Annotated in this window: 20 protein-coding genes and 1 pseudogene; 8 read left to right on the plus strand and 13 right to left on the minus strand. The window is 70.0% G+C overall.

The genetic code is table 11. The features are described from left to right. Positions 1–17: 17 nt before the first annotated feature. From lptB to argS, 5 genes are all read right to left on the minus strand, one after another. Positions 18–794, minus strand: a complete 777-nt coding sequence (gene lptB / locus LRS14_RS13545) for an LPS export ABC transporter ATP-binding protein (protein ID WP_257799880.1) — start codon at positions 792–794, stop codon at positions 18–20. Next, the gene (gene lptA / locus LRS14_RS13550; RefSeq protein ID WP_046113240.1) at positions 791–1,423 is read right to left on the minus strand and encodes a lipopolysaccharide transport periplasmic protein LptA; all 633 of its coding nucleotides are present in this window, start codon (positions 1,421–1,423) and stop codon (positions 791–793) included. Before lptA ends, lptB begins: the two co-directional genes overlap by 4 nt. A gap of 107 nt (positions 1,424–1,530) precedes the next feature. Next, positions 1,531–2,184 (minus strand): thiol:disulfide interchange protein DsbA/DsbL, encoded by a 654-nt coding sequence (locus tag LRS14_RS13555; protein ID WP_257799881.1) that lies wholly within the window; start codon positions 2,182–2,184, stop codon positions 1,531–1,533. Between the two features lie 81 nt (positions 2,185–2,265). Then, positions 2,266–2,913, minus strand: coding sequence for an SPOR domain-containing protein (locus tag LRS14_RS13560; RefSeq protein ID WP_257799882.1), 648 nt, complete (start codon positions 2,911–2,913; stop codon positions 2,266–2,268). Next, complete coding sequence (argS, locus tag LRS14_RS13565; protein WP_257799883.1) at positions 2,910–4,628, minus strand: arginine--tRNA ligase; 1,719 nt, start codon at positions 4,626–4,628, stop codon at positions 2,910–2,912. The genes LRS14_RS13560 and argS overlap by 4 nt, the downstream gene beginning before the upstream one ends. Before the next feature lie 100 nt (positions 4,629–4,728). Between argS and LRS14_RS13570 the strand changes: the two genes are divergently transcribed. Next, complete coding sequence (locus LRS14_RS13570) at positions 4,729–6,075, plus strand: serine/threonine-protein kinase (RefSeq protein WP_257799884.1); 1,347 nt, start codon at positions 4,729–4,731, stop codon at positions 6,073–6,075. 112 nt (positions 6,076–6,187) lie between these two features. Further along, the gene (locus LRS14_RS13575; RefSeq protein WP_257799885.1) at positions 6,188–6,496 is read left to right on the plus strand and encodes a PsiF family protein; all 309 of its coding nucleotides are present in this window, start codon (positions 6,188–6,190) and stop codon (positions 6,494–6,496) included. On the opposite strand, the gene LRS14_RS13580 is transcribed toward LRS14_RS13575, so the two are convergent. Then, positions 6,459–7,403: a LysR family transcriptional regulator gene (locus LRS14_RS13580; RefSeq protein ID WP_257799886.1), complete on the minus strand. Its 945-nt coding sequence runs from the start codon at positions 7,401–7,403 to the stop codon at positions 6,459–6,461. The two genes, LRS14_RS13575 and LRS14_RS13580, sit on opposite strands and share 38 nt — an antisense overlap. 191 nt (positions 7,404–7,594) lie before the next feature. Here LRS14_RS13580 and LRS14_RS13585 point away from each other — a divergent pair, with 191 nt between their 5' ends. Continuing rightward, on the plus strand, positions 7,595–9,799 hold the full coding sequence (locus LRS14_RS13585) for a malate synthase G (protein ID WP_046113247.1): 2,205 nt from the start codon (positions 7,595–7,597) through the stop codon (positions 9,797–9,799). On the opposite strand, the gene LRS14_RS30270 is transcribed toward LRS14_RS13585, so the two are convergent. Together LRS14_RS30270 and LRS14_RS13595 are read right to left on the minus strand one after the other, a co-directional pair. Further along, positions 9,796–11,349, minus strand: coding sequence for a methyl-accepting chemotaxis protein (locus LRS14_RS30270; protein ID WP_310740826.1), 1,554 nt, complete (start codon positions 11,347–11,349; stop codon positions 9,796–9,798). The genes LRS14_RS13585 and LRS14_RS30270 overlap by 4 nt on opposite strands. Beyond that, a complete protein-coding gene (locus tag LRS14_RS13595) occupies positions 11,346–11,798 on the minus strand; it encodes a cache domain-containing protein (RefSeq protein WP_257799887.1) in 453 nt (150 codons plus the stop codon). The genes LRS14_RS30270 and LRS14_RS13595 overlap by 4 nt, the downstream gene beginning before the upstream one ends. A gap of 155 nt (positions 11,799–11,953) precedes the next feature. Here LRS14_RS13595 and LRS14_RS30275 point away from each other — a divergent pair. Then, a pseudogene (locus tag LRS14_RS30275) lies at positions 11,954–12,304 on the plus strand (FAD-dependent oxidoreductase); the annotation flags it as partial. A 94-nt stretch (positions 12,305–12,398) separates the two neighbouring features. After that, complete coding sequence (locus LRS14_RS30280; RefSeq protein WP_257799888.1) at positions 12,399–13,196, plus strand: NAD(P)/FAD-dependent oxidoreductase; 798 nt, start codon at positions 12,399–12,401, stop codon at positions 13,194–13,196. Here the strand turns inward: LRS14_RS30280 and LRS14_RS13610 are convergent. Then, positions 13,153–14,502: a putative zinc-binding metallopeptidase gene (locus LRS14_RS13610; protein ID WP_257799889.1), complete on the minus strand. Its 1,350-nt coding sequence runs from the start codon at positions 14,500–14,502 to the stop codon at positions 13,153–13,155. The two genes, LRS14_RS30280 and LRS14_RS13610, sit on opposite strands and share 44 nt — an antisense overlap. 90 nt (positions 14,503–14,592) lie before the next feature. Here LRS14_RS13610 and LRS14_RS13615 point away from each other — a divergent pair, with 90 nt between their 5' ends. Genes LRS14_RS13615 through LRS14_RS13625 form a run of 3 tightly spaced genes read left to right on the plus strand, consistent with a single transcriptional unit; the run spans position 14,593 to position 19,506 of the window. Beyond that, positions 14,593–15,354: a class II glutamine amidotransferase gene (locus tag LRS14_RS13615; RefSeq protein WP_046113392.1), complete on the plus strand. Its 762-nt coding sequence runs from the start codon at positions 14,593–14,595 to the stop codon at positions 15,352–15,354. A 14-nt stretch (positions 15,355–15,368) separates the two neighbouring features. After that, positions 15,369–17,732 carry a VanZ family protein gene (locus LRS14_RS13620; protein WP_257799890.1) on the plus strand — a complete coding sequence of 788 codons (2,364 nt, stop codon included), beginning with the start codon at positions 15,369–15,371 and terminating at the stop codon, positions 17,730–17,732. Positions 17,733–17,784: 52 nt separating this feature from the next. Beyond that, positions 17,785–19,506, plus strand: coding sequence for a M14 family zinc carboxypeptidase (locus LRS14_RS13625; RefSeq protein ID WP_257799891.1), 1,722 nt, complete (start codon positions 17,785–17,787; stop codon positions 19,504–19,506). 28 nt (positions 19,507–19,534) lie between these two features. On the opposite strand, the gene LRS14_RS13630 is transcribed toward LRS14_RS13625, so the two are convergent. Genes LRS14_RS13630 through LRS14_RS13645 form a run of 4 tightly spaced genes read right to left on the minus strand, consistent with a single transcriptional unit; the run spans position 19,535 to position 23,366 of the window. After that, positions 19,535–20,590 (minus strand): sulfate/molybdate ABC transporter ATP-binding protein, encoded by a 1,056-nt coding sequence (locus LRS14_RS13630; RefSeq protein ID WP_257799892.1) that lies wholly within the window; start codon positions 20,588–20,590, stop codon positions 19,535–19,537. Further along, positions 20,587–21,492: a sulfate ABC transporter permease subunit CysW gene (gene cysW / locus LRS14_RS13635; protein ID WP_083440556.1), complete on the minus strand. Its 906-nt coding sequence runs from the start codon at positions 21,490–21,492 to the stop codon at positions 20,587–20,589. Before cysW ends, LRS14_RS13630 begins: the two co-directional genes overlap by 4 nt. Beyond that, on the minus strand, positions 21,493–22,338 hold the full coding sequence (cysT, locus tag LRS14_RS13640) for a sulfate ABC transporter permease subunit CysT (protein WP_046113252.1): 846 nt from the start codon (positions 22,336–22,338) through the stop codon (positions 21,493–21,495). Then, positions 22,335–23,366, minus strand: a complete 1,032-nt coding sequence (locus LRS14_RS13645) for a sulfate ABC transporter substrate-binding protein (protein ID WP_046113253.1) — start codon at positions 23,364–23,366, stop codon at positions 22,335–22,337. The genes cysT and LRS14_RS13645 overlap by 4 nt, the downstream gene beginning before the upstream one ends. Positions 23,367–23,487: the final 121 nt, after the last annotated feature.

Genomic DNA, 23,487 nt, shown 5'->3' on the forward strand with positions numbered 1-23,487 from the left:
CAACCGGGTTGCTTCAATCACATGCGGAAGTGCTCGCCAAGGTAGACCTTGCGCACGTCCGTGTTGTCGACGATCTCGTTGGGCGTGCCTTCGGCCAGCACGCGGCCTTCACTGATGATGTACGCGCGGTCGCAGATGCCCAGCGTCTCGCGCACGTTGTGGTCGGTGATCAGCACGCCGATGCCGCGCGCCTTCAGGAAACCGATGATTCGCTGGATCTCGATCACCGCGATGGGGTCGACGCCGGCGAACGGCTCGTCCAGCAGGATGAAGCGCGGTTGCGTGGCCAGCGCGCGGGCGATTTCCACCCGCCGCCGTTCACCGCCCGACAACGCCGGCGCCGGGCTGGCGCGCAGCTTCTCGATGCCCAGGTCGGCCAGCAGGCCTTCCAGCAGCCGGTCGATCTCCTTGCCGGGCAGCGAGCGGCCGTCGGCGCCGCGCTGCAGTTCCAGCACGGCGCGGATGTTCTCCTCGACGGTGAGCTTCCGAAAGATCGACGCTTCCTGCGGCAGGTACGACAGGCCCATGCGCGAGCGCTGGTGGATCGGCTTGTGCTGCACCTCGGCGCCATCGATGCGGATCTCGCCGGCATCGGCGCGCACCAGTCCCACCACCATGTAGAAGGTGGTGGTCTTGCCGGCGCCGTTGGGGCCCAGCAGGCCCACCACCTCGCCAGCGCCCACCGCCAGGTGCACGTCCTTCACCACCGTGCGCGTGCCGTAGCGCTTCTGCAGCCGGCTGGCTTCCAGGCGGCTGTCGTTGCGCGGCGCCGGGGTGGCGGGCAGCGCGCTCACCGGGAGGCTCCGGATGCTGCGGGCTCGGCGGCCTCGGAGCCCTCGCGCGGAGTGAGGATCACCCGCACGCGGCCGTTGCCCGGGCCGCTGGCACCGCTGGCCGGTGCCGGCGCGGTGCTGCCGGCCACGCTGAACACCTCGGTCGTGCTGTCGTAGGTGATGCGTTCGCCGGAAATCTGGTCCGCCGCCACGCCGTTGCGCAGTCGCTGCACCTGGGCGCCGCCGACGAAGCGCACCACGTCGCCCCGGCCTTCATATTCGATGCGATCGGCCGTGCCCTGGATGAATTCATCCAGTCCTTCGCGCTTCTGTCGAAAGCTGGCCGGCTGGCTGGCCGTGCCCACCGCCACCGCCGAGCGGAAGCCATCGGCGCCCTCGCGGATCTCGGCGCGCTCGGCGCGGATGGTGATGGTGCCCTGGGTGATGACCACGTTGCCGTTGAACACCACCACCTGCTTGAGCATGTCCACCGTGCCGGGCTTGTCGGCGTCGATGGTGATGGGCTGGCTGCGGTCTGCCCGGGCGGCCTGGGCGGCTGGGCCTGCGGCCAGCAGGCCCACGGCGGCCATGACCACCGCAAGGCTGCGCAGGCTGGACGGGAACGAATGGCGTGGGCGTTGGGTGGTCATAAAGGCATGAAACTTGCATGGCCATTCTAGCCACAGATTCATGACCGTCACCTGACGTGCAGCCCGGCGCCGTGAATTGGGGCGGGTCGGGCCCGCCCCGGCCGGCATCAGGCCGGCTTGCGGGCCATCTGGATCAGCGCATCACTCACCGCCAGCGCACGCTCGGGCGAGCCCGCCAGTGACGGCGCGGTGAACCACCGGCCGGCCACCCCGATGGCCGGCACGCCGTCGATCTTGTATGCCTCGGACAGCGCCTTGCCCTGGCGCACCTTGGTGGCCACGCCGAACGACTTGTAGGCCTCGGTGAACTTGGCCGCATCCACGCCGTTCTGGGTCATGAATTCGACGATGTCGGCTTCCTTGTCCAGCCGCTTGCGCTGCACATGCAGCGCCGCGAACACCTTGCGGTGCAGCGCCTCCACCTGGCCGAGCGACTCGAGCGCGTAGAAGATCTTGGCATGCGTCTCGTGCATGGCCGAGAAGCTCACCGGCACGCGCCGGAAGTTGACGTCGGCGGGCAGCTTCTTGGCCCAGGCGTCCAGCGAGGGCTCGAAGGCATTGCAGTGCGGGCAGCCGTACCAGAAGAACTCCACCACATCCACCTTGCCGCCGCTGGCCACCGGGGCGGCGGTCTGCAGCTTGACATAGTCCTTGCCCTCGACGAGCGGGCCGCCCTGGGCGTGGGCGGCCTGGCCGACCAGGCCGAATCCCAGGGCGAGGCCCGTGCCGGCGGCGCGGGCGGAGAAGTCACGACGGTTCATGCAATTCCTCTTGGTGTCTGTGTGCTGGCAGGAACGCAGGTGGACTGCTGCGCGCCGCCTTTGGTTCGCCAGGCGGGCGAATCAGCGTTCCACCCGCACCAGTGCCGCTTCGGTGCCGGTGCCTTGCAGGCGCTGCTGGGCCGCCTCGGCGTCTTCTTTCTGTTCGAACGGGCCCAGGCGCACCCGGTACACGGTACGGCCCGATTGCTCCCGCTCGGTGACACGGGCCGCCAGGCCCTGCATCGCCAGCCTGGCGCGCTGCTGTTCCGCATCCTCGGGCTTGGCGAACGCGCCCGCCTGCACGAAGTAGGTGAACGCATCGGTGCCCGTTCTGGTGGACCGCGGCGCCGAAGATGCACCGCCGGATTGGCCGGACAGGATGGCCGCCGGGTCGCGGGTGGAGCCGGTCGGCGGCGCGGCAGGCGCCGGCTGCTGGGTGGGCGGCACGGCCGGGGTGGGCGCCGGTACCGCCGGCTGCGACGGATAGGCCGGCTGCTGCACCGTGCCGGAGGCGCTGCGCGGCGGCTTGCCCGCCAGCGGCGCGTTGGGGTCCCAGTTCTTGTTCTTCTCGGCTTCGGCGGCGTCCTGGTCGGCGGAGCGCTGCGGCACCTTGTTGACGAAGGGCACCGGCACCTTGGTGACGTACAGGGCCACGCCCAGCGCCAGCGCCAGGCCGACCAGCAGGCCGACGATGAGGCCCATCACGAAGCCTCCACGTTGCGACTTCATGCGGGTTCCTTCTGGGCTTCTTCGGCCCGGTTCATGCTCTCGGGGGCGCTCACGCCCAGCAGCGACAGGGCATTGCGCAAAACCTGCCGGGTGGCAGCCAGCAGCGCCAGGCGGGCGCGGGCCAGCTCGGCATCGTCGACCAGGAAACGCTCGGCCGCGTAATAGCTGTGGAAGGCCGAGGCCACGTCGCGCAGGTAGAAGGCCACGTCGTGCGGAGCCAGGCTGGCCGCGGCGCGGGTGAGCATGGCCGGGTAGTCGGCCAGCTTCAGCATCAGCGACAGCTCGGTGGGCGCCACCAGGCGCGACAGGTCGGCCTGCGCCAGCTCGGCCGCGCTGGCCTTGGCCAGCACCGAGCAGATCCGCGCATGGGCGTACTGCACGTAGAACACCGGGTTCTCGTCGTTCTGCTTCAGCGCCAGGTCGATGTCGAAGGTGAATTCGGTGTCGGCCTTGCGGCTGATGAGGAAGAAGCGCACCGCGTCGCGGCTGGTCCAGTCGATCAGGTCGCGCAGCGTCACGTAGCTGCCGGCGCGCTTGCTGATCTTCACCTCGTTGCCGTCGCGCACCACCCGAACCATCGTGTTCAGCACGTAGTCGGGGTAGCCCTGCGGGATGCCGACGTTGGCCGCCTGCAGGCCGGCGCGCACCCGGGCGATGGTGCCGTGGTGGTCGGTGCCCTGGCAGTTGATCACCTTGGCGTAGCCGCGCTCCCACTTGGCGATGTGGTACGCCACGTCGGGCAGGAAGTAGGTGAAGCTGCCGTCGGACTTGCGCATCACGCGGTCCTTGTCGTCACCGTAGTCGGTGGTGCGCAGCCACAGCGCGTTGTCGAGCTCGTAGGTCTTGCCGGCGGCCACCAGGCGGGCCACCGTCTGATCGACGCGGCCGGAGGTGTATAGGCTGCTTTCCAGGTAGTAGCTGTCGAACTTGACGCCGAAGGCCTGCAAGTCCAGGTCTTGTTCGTGCCGCAGGTAGGCCACCGCGAACTGGCGGATGCCGTCCAGGTCGTCGGGGTCGCCGCTGGCGGTGAACTCCCGGTCGTCGGCCCGCACCGTCTTCCTGGCCATGAAATCGGCGGCGATGTCGGCGATGTAGTCGCCGTTGTAGGCCGATTCGGGCCAGCCGGCGTCGCCGGGCTTCAGGCCCTGGATGCGCGCCTGGGTGGAGGCGGCCAGGGTAGCGATCTGCACGCCGGCGTCGTTGTAATAGAACTCGCGGGTGACGGCGAAGCCCTGCGTCTCGAACAGGTGGCTCAGGCTGTCGCCCAGCGCGCCCTGGCGGGCATGGCCCACGTGCAGCGGGCCGGTGGGGTTGGCGGAGACAAACTCCACCATCAGCTTGGTGCCGTTGGCGGGCTGGCGGCCGAACTGCTCGGCGCCTTCCAGCACCTCGCGCACCACGGCCTGCTTGGCGGCTTCCTTCAGGCGCAGGTTGATGAAGCCGGGGCCGGCGATTTCCAGCGCCGACACCCAGCGCTCCACCGCGGGCTGGCGCTTGAGCGCCGCCACCAGGGCTTGTGCCAGTTCACGCGGATTCTTCTTCAAGGCCTTGGCGAGCTGCATCGCCACGGTGACGGCGAAGTCTCCGTGGGCGGCCTGCTTGGGCGATTCGAATTCGAGGCTTTCGAGCGGGGGGACAGACGGGCCGGCTTCGGGCGCCAGTTCCGCGACTGCTGCGCGCAAGGCGGCGAGCAAGTCCTGCTTGGCTTGGATCATGGCGGAGATTCTAAGTTGGGGGGTGGCGCACCCGCCTCAAGCCGGCGGGGCGGGCGGCCGAAGATACGGGGCCATGTCCGCTGCCGAACGAACGACCCTGATGCCCGTCGCGCCGGCCGCCGCTGCGGAGCCGCACCTGCCCGCGGCCATCGGCAAGTACCGCGTCAGCCGGCGGCTGGGCGAGGGCGCCACCAGCGAGGTGTTCCTGGCGCGCGATGAATTCCACCAGCGCGACGTGGCGTTGAAGCGGGTGAGCCTGCCGGCGCACGACGGCGGCACCGAACCCCGCTACTTCGAAAAATTCTTCGCCGCCGAAGCCGCACTTGTCGGGCGCCTGCAACACCCGAACGTCGTGCAGATCTACGACGCGGTGGAAGACCCGGTCGCGCCCTACCTGGTGATGGAGTACGTGCCCGGCCACACCCTGCGGCGCTTCTGCCGCGCCGACCAGCTGCTGTCGCTGGAGCAGATCGTGGAGATCGGCTTCAAGTGCGCGATGGCGCTGGGCTACGTTTACCGCCAGGGCCTGATCCACCGTGACGTGAAGCCCGCCAACCTGCTGGCGGTGGTGGAGGGCGACCAGGTCATCGACGTCAAGGTGACGGACTTCGGCAGCGTGCTCAACCTGCGCTCGGACCGCACGCAGATCTTCCGCGTGGGCTCGCTGGCCTACATGTCGCCCGAGCAACTGGACGGCAGCACGCTGGATTGCCGGGCCGACATCTATTCGCTGGCGGCGGTGCTGTACCACCTGGTCACCGGCCGGCCGCCGTTCGACGCCGATACCCAGCCGGCGATCATGAACCAGATCTACCACCAGGACCCGCCGCCGCTGATGGCGCTGCGCGACGGCGTGCCGCCCTCGCTGGACCGCCTGGTGCGTGGTGCGCTGGCCAAGCAGCGGGACGACCGGCCCGCCGACTGGGATGCCTTCGCGCAGGCGCTGTCCGCGCTGGTGGCCAACCGCGAGGTGCCGCGCGGCAAGCTGCAGGGCGTGCTGGACTCGGAGCGCTTCACCATGCTGCGCAGCCTGGAGTTCTTCGCCGGCTTTGGCGACGTGGAGCTGTGGGAGGTGGTGCACCGCGCGCGCTGGCAGCGCTTCAAGTACGGCCATGCCCTGTACAAGCGCGGGCAGGAAGGCAACACCTTCCACATCGTCGCCCAGGGCGGGGTGGACGTGTACCGCGACGGCGCCCGGGTGGCCGAGCTGGGCGCGGGCACCTCGGTGGGCGAGATGGCCTACCTGGCGCCCAACCCGGAGCTGCGCCGCCACAGCGCCGACGTGCTGGTGACCACTTCCACCACCACCGTGTCCTTCACGCCCGAGACGCTGGAGCAGCTGTCGGTGGGCACCCGCCACCTGTTCGACAAGGCCTTCATCCGCGTGCTGGTGCGCCGGCTGCATGCCGCGCACGAACAGCTGGCGCACCCGCGCCGCATCCTGTAGCCGCCAGCCGGCCGGGTGCACCGCCGGGCAGTCTGTCGCGTTGAGCCCTTGCCGGCGGGGGCGTGGAGCGCTCCAATCGCGCCGCAACCATCACCCCAAGCGAGGAGAGTCCATGAAGCAGCTGTTGTCCGCCGCCGCCCTGTGCCTGGCCGCCGCCCTGTCCGTGCAGCCGGCCCTGGCTGCCGACGAAGCCAAGGCGCCCACCGCCCAGCAGTCGAAGATGAAGACCTGCAATGCCGACGCCAAGGACATGAAGGGCGACGAGCGCAAGGCCTTCATGAAGCAATGCCTGTCGGCCAAGCCGGAGCCCACCACGCAGCAGTCGAAGATGAAGACCTGCAACGCGGACGCCAAGGACATGAAGGGCGACGAGCGCAAGGCGTTCATGAAGAGCTGCCTGTCGGCCAAGAACCCAGCTTGACTTCCCCTGCCCAGTACCGCGGATCGGCATACGTCTGCTTGACGAAGTCGATCCACAGCCGCACCCGCAGCGGCAGGTGCTTGGCATGCGGAAACACCGCGAAGATGCCGTTGGGCGGGGCGATGTAGTCGTCCAGCACCGTCTGCAGCTCGCCGCGGGCGATTTCCGCCTCAACCTCCCAGGTGCTGCGCCAGGCAATGCCCAGCCCGGCCAGGCACCAGTCGTGCAGCACCTGGCCGTCGGTGCAGTCCAGCCGGCCGGTGGGCCGCAGGTGGTGGGTGCGGCCCTCCATCGCGAACGCCCAGCCGCGGGACTGGCTGGCGTCGGAACTCAGCGTCAGGCATTCGTGGCGCGACAAATCGGACGGCTGCTTCGGCACGCCCGCCCGCTTGAGGTAGGCCGGCGTCGCCACGCACAGCCGGCGGTTGTCTGCCAGCCGCACGCTGACCAGGCTGCTGTCGGGCAGGTCGCCCACGCGGATGGCGCAGTCGAAGCCCTCGTGCACGATGTCCACCACCCGGTCGGCCAGGTTCAATGACACATGCACGTCGGGGTGGGCGGCCAGGAAGCGCGGCACCAGCGGCGCCACATGTCGCCGGCCGAAGCCGGCCGGCGCGGTGATGCGCAGCAGGCCGCTGGCCTTGGCGCCGCCGGCGCTGACGCCGGATTCGGCATTCGCCAGGTCGGCCAGCAGGCGTTGGCAATCCTCGAGAAAGGCGCTGCCTTCGTGCGTGAGCGTGATGCGCCGCGTGGTGCGCACCAGCAGCTTCACGCCCAGCCTGGCTTCCAGCGCGTCGATGCGACGGCCCACCACGGCCGGTGCCACGCCTTCGGCTTGCGCCGCGGCGGTCAGGCTGCCCTTGGTGGCCACCGCAACGAAGGATTCAATCTGTTTCAGCCGGTCCATTGCAGGAAAATACCTGTTGCCGGCGCATGAATCAAGCCGGTTCCGGCACTGATAGCTGGTGCTGGGCGCATGAATCCAGCGCTCCGATTCATGCGCTGCGGGTAAAGATGCTGCGTGGGCGGCACCACCAATCCGGGCGCCTGGCTGTCATAGAGTGCGCAGCATTGCCGAATCTCCGTGAGGACCGCACCATGACCGACCGCACCGAACAACGCACCGCCGCCCACCGCCTGCAGGTCTCGACCGACCTGTTCCGCTTCATCGAAGACAAGGTGCTGCCGGGCACCGGCGTGGACAGCGCCGCCTTCTGGCAGGGTTTCGATGCCATCGTGCACGACCTGGCGCCGAAGAACGCCGCCCTGCTGGCCGAGCGCGACCGCCTGCAGGTGGAGCTGGACAAGTGGCATGCGGCCAACCCCGGCCCCATCGCCGACATGCCGGCCTACCGCAGCTTCCTCGAGTCGATCGGCTACCTGCAGCCGCAGCCGGCCGACGTGCAGACCACCACCTCCAACGTCGACGCCGAGCTGGCGGTGCAGGCCGGCCCGCAGCTGGTGGTGCCGATCCTGAACGCCCGCTATGCGCTGAACGCGGCCAATGCCCGCTGGGGCTCGCTGTACGACGCCCTGTACGGCACCGACGCCATTCCCGAGACCGACGGCGCGGAGAAGGGCAGCGGCTACAACCCCGCCCGCGGCGCCAAGGTCATCGCCTTCGCACGCAAGTTCCTCGACGAATCGGCGCCGCTGGCCAGCGGCTCGCATGCCGACGCCACCGCCTACAAGGTGGAAGGTGGCCAGTTGGTGGTGCAGCTGAAGACCGGCGCCAGCGGCCTGGCGAACCCGGCGCAGTTCGTCGGCTACCAGGGCGACGCGGCGTCGCCCAGCTCGGTGCTGCTGGTGCACAACGGCCTGCACATCGACATCCAGATCGACCGCAGCACCGCCATCGGCCAGACCGACGCGGCCGGCGTGAGCGACCTGGTGCTGGAAGCCGCGCTGTCCACCATCCTCGACCTGGAAGACTCCGTGGCCGTGGTGGACGCCGCCGACAAGGTGGTGGCCTATGGCAACTGGCTCGGCATCCAGCAGGGCACGCTGACCGAGGAAGTGGCCAAGGGCGGCAAGACCTTCACCCGCCGGCTGAACCCCGACCGCGAATACACCGGTGCAAATGGCGGCACCGTGACGCTGCACGGCCGCTCGCTGATGTTCGTGCGCAACGTGGGCCACCTGATGACCAACCCGGCGATCCTCTGGGACGGCGGCAAGGAGATCCCTGAAGGGATCATGGACGCGGTGGTCACCACCACCATCGCGCTGCACGACCTGAAGCGCCGTGGCGAGACCGGCGGCGTGCGCAACTCGCGTGCCGGCTCGGTGTACATCGTCAAGCCGAAGATGCACGGCCCGGCCGAAGTGGCCTTTGCCGCCGAGCTGTTCGACCGTGTGGAGAAGCTGCTGGGCCTGCCGGCCAACACCGTCAAGCTGGGCATCATGGACGAGGAGCGCCGCACCTCCATCAACCTGAAGGCCTGCATCGCCGCCGCGTCGGCCCGGGTGGCCTTCATCAACACCGGCTTCCTCGACCGCACCGGCGACGAGATGCACAGCTGCATGCGCGGCGGCGCGGTGCTGCGCAAGGGCGACATGAAGAGCAGTGCCTGGATCCAGGCCTACGAGCGCAACAACGTGCTGGTGGGCCTGGGCTGCGGCCTGCGGGGCCGTGCGCAGATCGGCAAGGGCATGTGGGCCATGCCCGACCTGATGGCGGCGATGCTGGAGCAGAAGATCGCCCACCCCAAGGCCGGTGCCAACACCGCCTGGGTGCCTTCGCCCACCGCGGCCACGCTGCATGCGCTGCACTACCACCAGGTCAACGTGGCCGAGGTGCAGAAGACGCTGGAGCAGACCGATGCCGACGCCGAGCGCGACACGCTGCTGAACGGGCTGCTGCAGGCGCCCATCGCCGCCGAGCGCAGCTGGTCGGCCGCCGACATCCAGCAGGAGCTGGACAACAACGCGCAGGGCATCCTCGGCTACGTGGTGCGCTGGATCGACCAGGGCGTGGGCTGCTCCAAGGTGCCCGACATCCACGACGTGGGCCTGATGGAAGACCGCGCCACGCTGCGCATCTCCAGCCAGCACATGGCCAACTGGCTGCTGCACGGCGTGGTGACCGAGGCGCAGGTGCACGAGACCTTCCAGCGCATGGCCGCCGTGGTGGACGGCCAGAACGCCGCCGACCCGCTGTACCGGCCGATGGCGGGGCACTTCGACACCTCCTACGCCTACCGCGCCGCGCTGGACCTGGTGCTCAAGGGCCTGGAACAGCCCAGCGGCTACACCGAGCCGCTGCTGCACGCCTGGCGCCTGAAGGTGAAGGCGGCCGCCTAAGCCAGCCGGAACACGGCCGCCGCCTCCACCAGTCGCACCGCCTGCTGCTGCAGGCTCTCGGCGGCGGCGGCGCTCTGTTCCACCAGCGCGGCGTTCTGCTGCGTGGCGGTGTCGAGCTGGCTGATGGCCACGCCCACCTGGCCGATGCCGGCGTTCTGCTCCGCGGTGGCAGCCGTGATCTTGCCGATCAGGTCGCCCACGCGTTTGACCTGCGCCACGATGTCGGACATCGTGCTGCCCGCCGTGCCCACCAGCGCCGAGCCGGCTTCCACCTTGCTCACGCTGTCGCCGATCAGCGACTTGATCTCGCGCGCGGCCTGCGCGCTGCGCTGCGCCAGGCTGCGCACCTCGCCCGCCACCACCGCGAAGCCGCGGCCCTGGTCGCCGGCACGTGCGGCCTCCACGGCCGCGTTCAGCGCCAGGATGTTGGTCTGGAAGGCGATGCCGTCGATGGCGCCGATGATGTCGGCGATGCGCCGCGCGCTGTGGCTGATCGCCTCCATCGTGCGCACCACGTCGCCCACCACCTCGCCGCCGCGGCCGGCCACCGCCGAGGCAGCGCTGGCGAGCTGGTTCACCTGCTGGGCTGTATCGGCGTTGTGGCGCACCGTGGCCTGGAGCTGTTCCATCGACGCCGCGGTCTGCTGCAGGCTGCTGGCCTGGCGCTCGGTGCGCTCGCTCAAGTCGGCATTGCCCGCCGCGATCTCGCCGGCGGCCAGCCGCACCGAAGCCGAGGCCTGCTGCACCGCCGACAGCGAGGCCGACAGCCGCTGGCGCACCGCTTCCAGGTCGCGCATCAGCCGGCCCACCTCGTCGCTGCCCTGCGCCTGCAGCGGCACTGACATGTTGCCAGCCGCCATGGCCGCCACCTGGGCCGACAGCCGACGCATGCGCCTCAGCAGGCCGCGTGCACTCAGCACCGCCAGCGTGCTGCCAGCCGCGATTGCCAGCAGCGTGCACACGCCGATGGCCGCGCGCGCCCGGGCGGCGCTGGCGGCCGCCTGTTCGGCATCGGCATTGGCGGCGGCCAGCTTGGCCTGGCTGTCCGCGCGGGTCGCGGTCAGCAGGTCGTCGTAGGTCTTCTGGGCGGTGGACAGGAAAGTGGAGGCGATCGCCGGGCCGGCCGACTTCATGTCCAGCGTGTCGCGCACCGCCTTGTCGTACTGGGCCACCGATGCGGCCAGCCGCTGCAGCGCGGCCTGCTCATCGGCCGGCAGCGGCAGCGCCGCGCGGTCGGCCAGCCGTTTTTTCAGCGCGGCCAGCTCGGCCTGCAGCGCGGTGTCGATCTGGCCGACTTCCTGCGCGTTGTAACCCATCGCCTCGTAGCCGAGCGAGCGGTTGATCAGGCCGTTCAGGTCGCGCAACTGCGACTCCACCCCGGCCATGAATCCGTAGCTAGCCAGCCGGTCGTTGACCAGCACGTGCAGCGCCTGCTGCTGCTGGGTGAAGCCCCACAGCGCGCCGCCGGCCGACAGCAGCATCAGCAGCAGGCAGGCCGCCGGCGCCAGCGCCAGCTTGGCCAGCAGCGACAGGTGGTCCAACCGCCTCATGGCTTGAACACGACCGAGCCGACGTACGCGTCCTGACCCGGCACGCGCTTGACCAGCATGGTCGCGTCGCCGATCTGTCGCGTGGCCGGGTTGCCCCAGCGCATCGCAATCTGGCCATCGCCGCCGGACTTGGTTGCCGCAATGGCTTCCTGCACGAAGTGCTTGCCCGCCGCATCCTTGGCTTCCAGCATGTTCTTGCCCGGAATCTTGTCGTTGGCCGAATGCGCCAGCATCGTGCCGTCGAAGCGCGCCATCACCACGTACAGGCTGCCCTTGTTCCACTTGCCGCCAGCGTTGATCGACTTGACGGTGGCGTCCATGCCGGCGGACTTCACCTCGGACACGGCGGCCTCGAGCAGGGCCTTGGCGTCGGCCTGCGTATCGGCATTCGCGCTCCACGCGCAAAGGCTGAGCGCCGCGGCGGCGGCGGTTTGCTTCCACTTCTTCATGGGATCTCCGTCGATTTGAAATTAGTGACCGGCAGAACCAACCGACAGGGTGATTGATCTGCTCGGTTTTGATATCGGCGAAGCCGGCCGGTGCTGAAGGAGCGGCGGCCGGCTGCCTACAATCGCGCGACGTTTTCAGCCCATTTGCCGCCGCCATGACCGCCGCCCCCGCGTTGCTTCCCTCCTCCTGCGACGTCCTGGTGGTGGGTGCCGGCCCCGCCGGCAGCGCCTGCGCCCAGTGGCTGGCGCGCGAGGGCTTCGACGTGGCGCTGGTGGACCAGCACAACTTCCCGCGCGACAAGGTGTGCGGCGACGGCCTGATCCCCGATGCGCATGCCGCGCTCAAGCGCCTGGGCGTGTATGCCGAGGTGCAGGCCGCGGCGCAGCGCGTGAGCCATGTGGCCTGCATCGGCCCGCGCGGCGGGCGCATCGACGTGCCGGGCTCGCTGTCGGTGATGCCGCGACGCGAACTGGACGACATCCTCTGCCGCGCCGCGGTGAACGCCGGTGCCCGGCTGTTCACCCCGGTGCGCTTCGAGGCGCCGCTGCGCGAGGGTGGCCAGGTGGTGGGGGGCCCGGCTGAAGCAGGGCGACACCGCGGTGGAGGTGCGCGCCCGCTGGCTGGTGCTGGCCACCGGCGCGGTGCCCAAGGCGCTGCTGGCCGCCGAGGTGTGCGAGCGCCAGCAGCCCAGCGGCGTGGCCTTGCGCGGCTACGTGAAGAACGACGCCATGGTCGGCCGCATCACCGCGATGGAGGTGGTGTGGCACCAGAAGCTGCGGCCGGGCTACGGCTGGATCTTTCCGTGCCGCGATGGCGTGTTCAACATCGGCGTGGGCCTGGCCCACAGCCACAACAAGATGAAGGACGGCCGCCGCAGCATGCAGGACGTGAACCTGCGCGAGGTGTTCGCCGCCTTCACCGAGTGCTACGCCCCGGCCAAGGCCCTGATGGCCGGCGGTACGCTGCAGGGCGAGCTGAAGGGCGCGCCCCTGCGCTGTTCATTGGAGGGCGCCAGATACTCCGAGCCCGGGCTGCTGGTCACCGGCGAGGCCGCAGGCAGCACCTATGCCTTCACCGGCGAGGGCATCGGCAAGGCGATGGAAACCGGGCTGCTGGCCGCCGAGGCGCTGGTGGTCGGGCGCCGCCGCCAGCTGGACGACGGCGCGGTGCGGGCCGACTATGAATCCCGCCTGCGGGCGCTGAAGCCGCGCTTCGACCTCTACGAACGCGCCAACCGCGTCAACGAACATCCCTGGCTGGCCGACCTGCTGATCTGGCGCGCCAAGCGCAGCCCGGGCATCGTGCGCCGCATGAGCGGCGTGCTCGACGAGACGCACAACCCGGGCAACCTCGTCACCCTGCGTGGGCTGACGAAGCTGTTCCTGCCGATCCGCTGAGCTGCTGCGCCTGCGGCGGCTGCTGCAGCGCCTGTTCCGGCGCGGTGTCCACCGCGGCCGGCGTTTCGTCCACCGCGGGCGCCGTGCTGGCCACCACCGGGTCCACCGTCACGGGCGTGGGCTCGGGCGTGGCATTGGTGGCCTCCCGCGTGGCGCTCACCAGGCGGTGCACGAAGTGCAGCTTGGCGATGGCCGGGCGCGACAGCACGAAGGGGTACTGGTCCTGCTGGCCCATGGCGCGCGCCAGCTCGTTCAGCGCCGCCGCCAGTTCCACCCAGGTGTTGATGAACTGCAGGAAGCGCTCGGCGTCGGGCGAATCGGCGATGTCCAGGTCGGCCAGGGTGAAGGGCTCGATCTCCAGCTCGATGTTCTCGCCATTGATGCCCAGGCCGCGCGCGGTGAGCATGGTGTCCACCATGTGCAGGTAGTGGGCCCAGGTCTCGGCCCAGTCCTCCCACGGGTGCATGCTGGCGTAGGCACTGACGCAGCGCTGCGGCCAGTCGGGGTCGGGGCCGTTCTGGTAGTGGCGGTTCAGCGCTTCCTGGTAGTCGGCCCGCTCGTCGCCGAAGCGCAGGCGGAAGGGCTCCAGCCATTCGGTGTCGCGCACCAGGCGGTCCCAGTAGTAGTGGCCCACCTCATGGCGGAAGTGGCCGAGCATCGTGCGGTAGGGCTCGTGCATCGACTGCCGCACCTGCTCGCGGCGGGCGTCGTCGGCCTCCTCGGCATTCAGCGTGATCAGGCCTTCGTCGTGGCCAGTCATCACCGGCGGCGAGCCGGCCGAGGAGCGCAGCAGGTCGAACATGAAGCCCTGCGGGTCTTCCGACACGCGGGACTTCACCGGCAGGCCCAGGCGCAGCAGCTGCGCCACCAGCCGGCGCTTGGCGATCTCGATGCGCCGCCACAGCGCCTGGTTCTCGGGATCGGACAGATCGGGAATGGTGCGGTTGAGCCGGCAGGCGATGCACAGCGTGGCCGGCTCATCGGCCGACAACAGCCAGTTGCAGCCCGCCACGGTGTCGAAGTTGGTGCAGCGCTTGTACTGCACGCCCGCCTGGCCGAAGCCTTCTGCCGCCTGCCACAGCGGCGCGGCGGCGTCGGTGGGCGCGGGCATCAGCGGCAGCAGCGGCAGCACCATCGCCCGTACCGGGTCGTAGCCCAGGGCGGTGCCGCAGGCCACGCACTGACTGTTGCGGAAGAACACGGCGCGTCCGCACTGGCAGCGGTAGCTGCTGGGGATGGGGGTTTCGGGCGTGTTGGCGGGCGCGACGCGCCAGCCGGCGGACAGGTCGTTGAGGAAGGACGGCATGGTTTTTCTCCTTGCGCATCTTCGGCGGCGGTCGCGGCGCTGGCCAGTGGCGGCAGCCGCAAGCGGTCGTCAGGCTATGCTTACATGGACATGTGCCAACTGCTGGGCATGAACGCCCATTCCCCGACCGACGTGATGTTCAGCTTCACCGGTCTCGCCACCCGCGCCGACGAACACAAGGACGGCTTCGGCATCGCGTTCTTCGAGGATCGCGGCGTGCGCCTGTTCGTCGATCACCACAGCGCGCGGCAGTCGCCGGTGGCCGAGCTGGTGAAGAACTACTCCATCAAGAGCCGCAACGTCATCGCCCACATCCGCAAGGCGACGCAGGGCCGGGTGGCGCTGGAGAACACGCATCCCTTCATGCGCGAGCTGTGGGGCCGCTACTGGGTGTTCGCCCACAACGGCGACCTCAAGGGCTTCAACCCGCGCCTGCATGCCGCCTTCCGGCCGGTGGGCGACACCGACAGCGAGCGCGCCTTCTGCTGGCTGATGCAGGAGCTGGCCAAGGCGCACGCCAGCGTACCCACCGTGGCCGAGCTGACGCACACGCTGCGCGAGCTGCTGCCGGTGCTGGCCGCGCATGGCACCTTCAATTGCCTGCTGAGCAACGGCCAGGCGCTGTGGGCGCACTGCAGCACCCACCTGCACTGGCTGCAGCGCCGCCCGCCCTTCGGCGCGGCCCGGCTGGCCGACGAGGACCTGAGCGTGGACTTCGCGCCCCTGACCGGCCCCGACGACCGGGTGACGCTCATCGCCACCCAGCCGCTCACGCGCGACGAGCCGTGGACCGCGTTCGCGCCCGGCGAGCTGCGCGTGTTCATGGGCGGCGAACCCTGCCAAGCCGGCTGATGACCGGGCAGGCGGTGGCTGTTCCCCACGCCGCTTCGTTGCGGCGGCTGGTGACCACCGCGCTGCTGGCCTACCTGGCCTTCGTGATCTACGGCAGCCTGGTGCCGCTGCGCCTGCAGCCGCTGCCGCTGGACGAGGCGCTGGCCCGCTTCGCCAGCACGCCGATGCTGAACCTGGGCCTGGCCTCGCGGGCCGACCTGGTGGCCAACCTGCTGCTCTTCATGCCGTTGGCCTTCCTGCTGCGCGAGCGGCTGGTGGGCGCGCGGCGCGGCGCACTGGCGATGCTGGGCAGCCTGCTCATCTGGCTGGGCTGTGCCGCGCTGGCGGTGGGCATCGAGTTCACGCAGGTGTTCTTTCCGGCGCGCACCGTGTCGCTGAACGACATCACCGCCGAGGCGGCCGGCGCCGCCGGCGGCCTGATGGTGCATGCGCTGTACGGCACCCGGCTGCGCCACTGGGCGCTGGGCTGGTGGCAGGCCGAGGGTGCGCGCCCGCTGGCCGGCCGCATCCTGCGCGGCTACCTGGTGCTGCTGGTGCTGTTCGCGGTGATGCCGCTGGACCTCACCGTCAGCCCGGTGGAGCTGTATCACAAGTACCAGGAAGGGCGCATCGACCTGCTGCCCTTCACCGACCTGGCGGCCGACCCGGCACAGGCGCTGTACGACATGGCGGTGGACGTGCTGCTGTGGGCGCCGGTGGGCCTGCTGTGGCGCCTGGCGGGCCGCAGCACCGGCCAGGCCGTGCTGCGCGGCGTGATGGTGGCGATGGTGCTGGAGCTGCTGCAGCTGTTCGTGTTCTCCCGCGTGACCAGCACCACCGACGTGATCACCGGCGGCCTGGGCTGTGGCCTGGGTGCGATGCTGGCCGCGCGGCCCGGCGCCGGCGCCGTCTCGCGCCGGGCCTGGCCGCTGTGGCTGCTGCTGTGGGTTGCGGGCGCGCTGGCGGTGTTCTGGTATCCGTTCGACTTCGGCCTGGCAGGCACCAGCCTGGCAGCGCGCTGGAACGAGGCGCTGCGCGTGCCCTTCGCCACCTACTACGCCGGCAGCGAGTTCCAGGCCCTGAACGAGCTGCTGCGCAAGTCGCTGGTGTTCCTGCCCGGCGGCCTGCTGTGGGCAGGCTGGGCCGCGCAGCAGGCCGGCGCCTCGCCGGCACGCCGGCAGGCCTGGCACCGCATCGGGGCGCTGCTGGCGGTGCTGCTGGCGCTGGTGGTGGAAGGCGGGCAGCTGGCGCTGCCGGGCAAGGTGGCCGACTTCACCGACGCGCTGCTGGAAGCGGCCGGCGCCTGGGTGGGCATCTTCCTCGGCGCGCGGCTGGGGGCCGCCGCCGCCGTGCTGCCGTCCGCGCGACCCGCCGCGGCGGTTTTTCCGCCCGCCACGCCGACTGCCAGCATGGCCGCACCGGCCGTGCCGGGCCGGGCGCCGGCCGGCCTGTGGCTGGACGCCGCCATCACCGTCGGCCTGGCGCTGCTGCTGTGGCGTAGCGCCCGGCTGCCTGGCGTGCCCTACAACGTGGTGGAACTGCTGCCCGGGAGCATCGACGGCCTGTTCACCGCGCTGGGCGTGGCCGTGGCGCTGGCGCTGCTGCTGGCCGCGCCGCTGTGGCTGCATGACCGCCTGCTCGGCCTGCGCCGCCGCAGCGGCTGGCTGCTGGCCGCGGTGGTGGCCGGCGGCCTGCTGGCCGGGCTGCTGCTCGTCACCGTCACGCCCGAGGAAAGCCTGTGGGACGTGGTCGGCGCCCCGGTGCTGGGCTGGCCCGGCGAGCTGGAGGCCTGGGGTCGCTACGCCGCCCTGCATGCCGCCGCCACGCTGGCCGCGCTGGGTGCGGTGTGGGGCGTGCGCTGGCTGGGCACCGCGCAGTCGCACGGCATGCTCACCCGCTGGCTGCTGCTCACGCTGGCCTGCGCGCTGCCGCTGCACGCGGTGGTGGTGCACTGGGCCGCCACCGACAACCTCACCGAGCTGATGCGCGATGGCGGCGGCCCGCTGGCCAGCGGTCTGCTGTTCATCGGGCTGGCGGGCCTGTTCGCCGCGGCTTCCGCGGTGGCCGCCGTGCTGGCCGGGGCGTGCCGCCGTGGTCTGCTGCTGGGCCTGGCCGCCCTGGCCTGGCCGCTGGCCACGCTGGCACTGTGGCAGGGCACCGAGCCGATGCTGCTCAAGTACGGCCGGGCTTTTTCCGCCGCGCAGTTCCTGCTGTCCTCCGACCGCGAGCACTACGCCGGCGGTGCTGCGCTGCTCCAGCGCTGGGTGGCCGCCTGCGGCGCGCTGTTCCTGCTGACGGCGCTGCTGCAATGGCCGGGCTGGCGCCGCGTGGTGGCCTTGCGCGCACCCGCGGCGGCCCGGCCGGCGCGGCCCTCCACTCGCCGGGTGAGGACGGCCTGAGCCCGGCACGCTCCACTGCAGCGATCGCGCTGCTTCCACGAAGTATACCACCATGACCGATGACGTGGCAGGCCTGCCTGCACTCCCCGAACCCGCCTTCGACCGCTTCTACCGGCACGATGCGCTCACCGACCTGCTGCGGGCCTATGCCGCCGCGCGGCCGAACCTGGTGCAGCTGCGCTCGATCGGCCGCAGCTACGAGGGCCGCGACATCTGGCTGGTGGTGCTGACGAACACCGCCACCGGCGACGACACCGACAAGCCGGCCTTCTGGATCGACGGCAACATCCACGCCGCCGAGCTGACCGCCAGCACCGCCTGCCTGTACTACCTGCACCAGCTGCTCGGCCGCCACGGCCACGACCGCGAGGTGACGCAGCTGCTGGACACCCGCTGCATCTACCTCTGCCCGCGCCTGAACCCCGACGGCGCCGAGCTGGCGCTGGCCGACCGGCCGCGGCACATCCGCTCCTCCGTGCGCCGCTACCCCTACGACGAGGAGCCGGTGGAGGGCCTGACAATGGAGGACGTGGACGGCGACGGCCGCATCCTCAGCATGCGCATCGCCGATCCCAACGGCCCGTGGAAGCGCCATCCCGACGAGCCGCGGCTGCTGGTGGCACGCGATCCCGGCGAGTTCGGCGGCGAGTACTTCCGTCTGCTGCCCGAAGGCACGCTGAAGAACTACGACGGCCTGCTGGCCAGCCTGAACCGCGACCCGGAAGGGCTGGACCTCAACCGCAACTTCCCCAGCGGCTGGCGGCAGGAGTTCGAGCAGAGCGGCGCCGGCCCCTATCCCACCAGCGAGCCCGAGGTGCGCGCGATGGTGGACTTCATCGTCGCCCACCCGAACATCGGCGGCGGCATCAGCTACCACACGCACAGCGGCGTGATCCTGCGGCCGCTGGGCAGCGGCAGCGACGACGACATGATTCCCGAGGACCTGTGGCTGTACCGCAAGCTCTCGGGCATCGGCGAGAAGCTCACCGGCTACCCCTGCGTCAGCATCCACCACGAGTTCAAGTACCACCCGAAGGAGCACATCAGCGGCACGCAGGACTGGCTGTACGAGCACCTGGGCGCGCTGTTCTGGACGGTGGAGCTGTGGGCGCCCAACCGGGAGGCCGGCATCACCGGCTACAAGTGGATCGACTGGTACCGCGAGCACCCGGCCGAGGACGACCTCAAGCTGCTGAAGTGGAGCGACGAGCAGTGCGGCGGCCTGGCCTTCGTCGACTGGCAGCCGTTCCAGCATCCGCAGCTGGGCGCGGTGGAGATTGGCGGCTGGGACCGCATGAACTTCTGGCGCAACCCGCCGCCCCACCTGCGCGAGCGCGAGGTGGCCCGCTTCCCGGCCTGGATGACGCAGCTGGCGCTGAGCCTGCCCAAGCTGGAGATGCTGCGCACCGAAGTGCGTGCGCTGGGCCCCGACACATGGCGGATCCGCTTCGCCGTGACCAACGCCGGCTGGCTGCCCAGCTACGTGAGCCGGCGCGCGCTGCAGCGCAAGACGGTGCGCGGCGTGGTGTTCGAGATCCACCTGCCCGAAGGCGCGGAGGTGTCGCTGGTCAGCGGCAAGCACCGCTTCGAGGGCCCGCAGCTCGAGGGCCATGCGCCCAAGGTGTCGCAGCAGGCCTTTCTGCCCAACCGGGAGCTGACCGCCGACCGCGCCGTGGCCGAGTGGGTGGTGCGTGCGCCGGTGGGCACGCGGCTGGCGTTGACCGCACGTGCGGACCGTGCGGGCACGGTGCGCACCGAGGTGTCGTTGGACTGAGCCGCGCCGCGCGCGCGGCGCGGCCGGGTCAGATCGCCGCGGCGGGGTCGATCGGCGCGTTGTGGTCGTCGAAGCGGGTGACGCGCCGCGGCCGCAGGTGGGCCGGGCTGCCGGGCTTGAGCTGCAGCTTGTCGCGCAGCACGTGCCAGGCCTCGCGCGGCAGTTCCACGTCCACGTAGCTGCCGTCGTCGGCGCGCTTGAATTCCACGCGCGTCAGCGGCCCCACCGTCAGCGCCTGCGAGAGCGTCACCGCCCAGGTACTGTCGTCGGCCCGGTCGACGATGTCCAGCTCGTGCGGGCGCACGTAGCTCACCGCGCCCTCCGCCCCGCCGGGTGCATGGCCCAGGCGGCCGTGGAACAGGTTCACGTCGCCCAGGAACTGCAGCACGAAGGGCGTGGCCGGATGGTCGTACACCTGGTCGGGCGTGCCCTCCTGCTCGATGCGGCCCTGGTTCATCACCACGATGCGGTCGGCCACCTCCATGGCCTCGTCCTGGTCGTGGGTGACGAACACGCTGGTCACGTGCATCTCGTCGTGCAGCCGGCGCAGCCAGCGGCGCAGCTCCTTGCGCACCTTGGCATCCAGCGCGCCGAAGGGCTCGTCCAGCAGCAGCACCTGCGGCTCCACCGCCAGCGCACGCGCCAGCGCGATGCGCTGCCGCTGCCCGCCCGAGAGCTGGTGCGGATAGCGGTCGGCGATCCAGTCGAGCTGCACCAGCTTGAGCAGCGCCGTCACCTTGCTGCGGATCTCGGCTTCGCTCGGCCGCGTGGCCTTGGGCCGTACCCGCAGCCCGAAGGCCACGTTCTCGAAGATGGACATGTGCGCGAACAGCGCATAGTGCTGGAACACGAAGCCGACGTTGCGGTCGCGCACGTCGTCGAAGGTGGCGTCCTTGCCGCCGAACAGCACGGTGCCGCTGTCGGGCTTCTCCAGCCCCGCGATGATGCGCAGCAGCGAGGTCTTGCCCGACCCGGAAGGGCCCAGCAGCGCCACCAGCTCGCCCGACGGGATGTCGAGGTTGAGGTTGTCGCAGACGACCGTCTTGCCGAAGGCCTTGTTCAGGCTCCTGATTTCGATGCTCATGCTTCGTTTCCTGCGAGCGCTTTTTCAGCCCGCACCTTGCGCTCGACCAGCAGCTTCAGCACCAGCGTGACCAGCGCCAGGCCGGCCAGCAGCGAGGCCACCGCGAACGCGGCCGCAAACTGGTATTCGTTGTAGAGGATCTCGATGTGCAGCGGCATGGTGTTGGTCTGGCCCCGGATGTGGCCCGACACCACCGACACCGCGCCGAACTCGCCCATCGCCCGTGCGTTGCACAGGATCACGCCGTACAGCAGGGCCCACTTCACGTTGGGCAGGGTCACCCGCCAGAAGATCTGCCAGCCGTTGGCGCCCAGCACCCGCGCGGCTTCCTCCTGCTCGGTGCCCTGCGCCTGCATCAGCGGGATGAGCTCGCGTGCCACGAACGGGAAGGTGACGAACACCGTGGCCAGCACGATGCCGGGCAGCGCGAACACGATCTTGATGTCGTGCTCGCGCAGCGCCTCGCCAAACCAGCCCTGCAGGCCGAACACCAGCATGTAGATCAGGCCCACGATCACCGGGCTGACGGAGAACGGCAGGTCGATCAGCGTCAGCAGCACGTTCTTGCCGCGGAAGTCGAACTTGGCGATGCACCAGGCCGCGGCCAGGCCGAACACCAGGTTCAGCGGCACCGACACCGCCGCGGCGATCAGCGTGAGCTTGATGGCCGACAGCGCATCGGCCTCGGTGAGCGCGGCCAGGTACACGTCCACGCCCTTCTTCAGCGCCTCGAAGAACACCGCCACCAGCGGCACGAAGAGGAAGAAGGCCAGGAAGGCCAGCGCGATGCCGATCAGCGTGCGCCGCACCCAGGCCGGCTCGGCGGTGGCGGCCAGCGCGCTGCGCGGCGCGCGCGAGGACACCGCGCCCGCGGGCGCCAGCGAAGTGGTGGATGCAGTCATCTAGTTGCCCCCCTGGCGGCGGCGCGCCCAGGCCTGCAGCAGGTTGATCAGCAGCAGCATCACGAAGGACGCCACCAGCAGCACCACCGCGATCGCGGTGGCGCCGGCGTAGTCGTACTGCTCCAGCTTGGTGATGATGAGCAGCGGCGTGATCTCCGAGATCATCGGCATGTTGCCGGCGATGAAGATCACCGAGCCGTATTCACCCAGCGCCCGCGCGAAGGCCAGCGCAAAGCCGGTGAGCAGCGCCGGCATCAGGATGGGGAAGATCACGCGACGGAAGGTCTGCGCGCGGCTGGCGCCCAGCGTGGCGGCGGCTTCCTCCACCTCCTTGTGCAGGTCTTCCAGCACCGGCTGCAGCGTGCGCACCACGAAGGGCAGGCCGATAAACACCAGCGCCACGAACACGCCCAGCGGCGTGAACGACACCTTGATGCCCAGCGGCGCCAGGTACTGGCCAATCCAGCCGTTGGTGGCGTAGATGGCGGTGAGCGCGATGCCGGCCACTGCGGTGGGCAGTGCGAAGGGCAGGTCGACCAGCGCGTCGATGATGCGCTTGCCCGGGAACTCATACCGCACCAGCACCCAGGCGATGACCAGGCCGAAGAAGCCGTTGAGCAGCGCCGCCGCGAACGAGGCACCGAAGGTCAGCCGGTACGAGGCCACCACGCGCGGCGAGGCCACGGCCTCCCAGAAGGCCGGCCAGGTCAGCGTGAAGGTCTTGAGGAACGCGGCCGACAGCGGGATCAGGACGATCAGGCTCAGGTACAGCAGCGTGAAGCCCAGCGTGATGTCGAAGCCGGGCAGCACGCTGTGCCGCTTCAGCAGGGTGCGCGAGAAGATCACTTTTTCCGGCCTGCCGCCAGGACCTGGTCGTAGATGGCGCCGTCGTCGAAATGGTCCTTCTGCGCCTTGGTCCAGCCGCCGAAGTACTCGTCGATGGTGAAGGTGGTGACGGTCGGGAAGTCCTTGGCGTACTTGGCCAGCAGCGCGGGCGAGCGCGGGCGCAGCTGGTGCTTGGCCGCGATCTCCTGTGCCGTATCCGAGTACAGGAACTTCAGGTAGGCCTCGGCCTGCTTGCGCGTGCCTTTCTTGTCCACCACCTTGTCGATCACCGCCACCGGGTTCTCGGCCAGGATGGTGGACTTGGGGTACACCACGTCGAAGTTGTCGCCGAACTCGGCCTTGATGAGGTTGACCTCGCTCTCGAACGTGGCCAGCGCGTCGCCGATGTTGCGCTGCGCGAAGGTGGTGGTGGCCGCGCGGCCGCCGCCGTCGAACACCGGCACGTTGGCGAACATCTTCTGCACCAGCTCGCGCGCCTGCGTGGCGTTGCCGCCGGCCTTCAGCACCGAGCCCCAGGCCGCCACATAGGTGTAGCGGCCGTTGCCGGTGACCTTGGGGTTGGGAATGACGACGCTGATGTCAGGCTTGGCCAGGTCGGCCCAGTCCTTGATGCCCTTGGGATTGCCCTTGCGCACCAGGATCACCGTGACCGAGGTGGTGGGCGCCGAGTTGTTGGGCAGGCGCTTGGCCCAGTCCTCGGGCAGCAGCTTGCCGCGCGTGGCCAGGATGTCGATGTCGCTCGACTGGTTCATCGTGATGACGTCGGCCTCCAGCCCTTCCAGCACCGAGCGCGCCTGCTTGCTGGAGCCGCCATGGCTCTGGTTGATCGTCACGTCCTCGCCGGCCTGCTGCTTCCATTGCTTCTGGAAGGCGGGATTCACTTCCTTGTACAGCTCGCGCGAGACGTCGTAGCTCACGTTCAAGAGCGTAGGGCCGGCGGCCAGGCTGAAGCCGGCGCTGCCGGCCAGGGCCAGCGCCAGCAGGCTGCGACGGAGCAAGGAAGGTGCGCGAAAAGACGTTGCGTTCATATCAAACCGTTCTTAAATGCGAGGAGCGAATGTAAGACCGGGTAAACCCCGGTCCAACCACTTATTTCGCTTTTGCTTATGCACAAAGCAAATGAGCCGCCTCGAAGGGCGGCTCGTTCTG

The organism is Aquincola sp. J276, from assembly GCF_024700035.1.
Classification (GTDB): Bacteria; Pseudomonadota; Gammaproteobacteria; order Burkholderiales; family Burkholderiaceae_C; genus Aquincola; species Aquincola tertiaricarbonis.

Bases quoted from the DNA above. Each gene is read 5' to 3' on its own strand.
- lptA (WP_046113240.1), bottom strand. From the start codon at position 1,423: ATGACCACCCAACGCCCACGCCATTCGTTCCCGTCCAGCCTGCGCAGC.
- cysW (WP_083440556.1), bottom strand. From the start codon at position 21,492: ATGACTGCATCCACCACTTCGCTGGCGCCCGCGGGCGCGGTGTCCTCG.
- LRS14_RS13630 (WP_257799892.1), bottom strand. From the start codon at position 20,590: ATGAGCATCGAAATCAGGAGCCTGAACAAGGCCTTCGGCAAGACGGTC.
- LRS14_RS13645 (WP_046113253.1), bottom strand. From the start codon at position 23,366: ATGAACGCAACGTCTTTTCGCGCACCTTCCTTGCTCCGTCGCAGCCTG.
- LRS14_RS13580 (WP_257799886.1), bottom strand. From the start codon at position 7,403: ATGGACCGGCTGAAACAGATTGAATCCTTCGTTGCGGTGGCCACCAAG.
- LRS14_RS30270 (WP_310740826.1), bottom strand. From the start codon at position 11,349: ATGAGGCGGTTGGACCACCTGTCGCTGCTGGCCAAGCTGGCGCTGGCG.
- LRS14_RS13595 (WP_257799887.1), bottom strand. From the start codon at position 11,798: ATGAAGAAGTGGAAGCAAACCGCCGCCGCCGCGGCGCTCAGCCTTTGC.
- LRS14_RS13610 (WP_257799889.1), bottom strand. From the start codon at position 14,502: ATGCCGTCCTTCCTCAACGACCTGTCCGCCGGCTGGCGCGTCGCGCCC.
- LRS14_RS13615 (WP_046113392.1), top strand. From the start codon at position 14,593: ATGTGCCAACTGCTGGGCATGAACGCCCATTCCCCGACCGACGTGATG.
- LRS14_RS13625 (WP_257799891.1), top strand. From the start codon at position 17,785: ATGACCGATGACGTGGCAGGCCTGCCTGCACTCCCCGAACCCGCCTTC.
- LRS14_RS13570 (WP_257799884.1), top strand. From the start codon at position 4,729: ATGCCCGTCGCGCCGGCCGCCGCTGCGGAGCCGCACCTGCCCGCGGCC.
- argS (WP_257799883.1), bottom strand. From the start codon at position 4,628: ATGATCCAAGCCAAGCAGGACTTGCTCGCCGCCTTGCGCGCAGCAGTC.
- LRS14_RS13585 (WP_046113247.1), top strand. From the start codon at position 7,595: ATGACCGACCGCACCGAACAACGCACCGCCGCCCACCGCCTGCAGGTC.
- LRS14_RS13555 (WP_257799881.1), bottom strand. From the start codon at position 2,184: ATGAACCGTCGTGACTTCTCCGCCCGCGCCGCCGGCACGGGCCTCGCC.
- LRS14_RS13575 (WP_257799885.1), top strand. From the start codon at position 6,188: ATGAAGCAGCTGTTGTCCGCCGCCGCCCTGTGCCTGGCCGCCGCCCTG.
- LRS14_RS13560 (WP_257799882.1), bottom strand. From the start codon at position 2,913: ATGAAGTCGCAACGTGGAGGCTTCGTGATGGGCCTCATCGTCGGCCTG.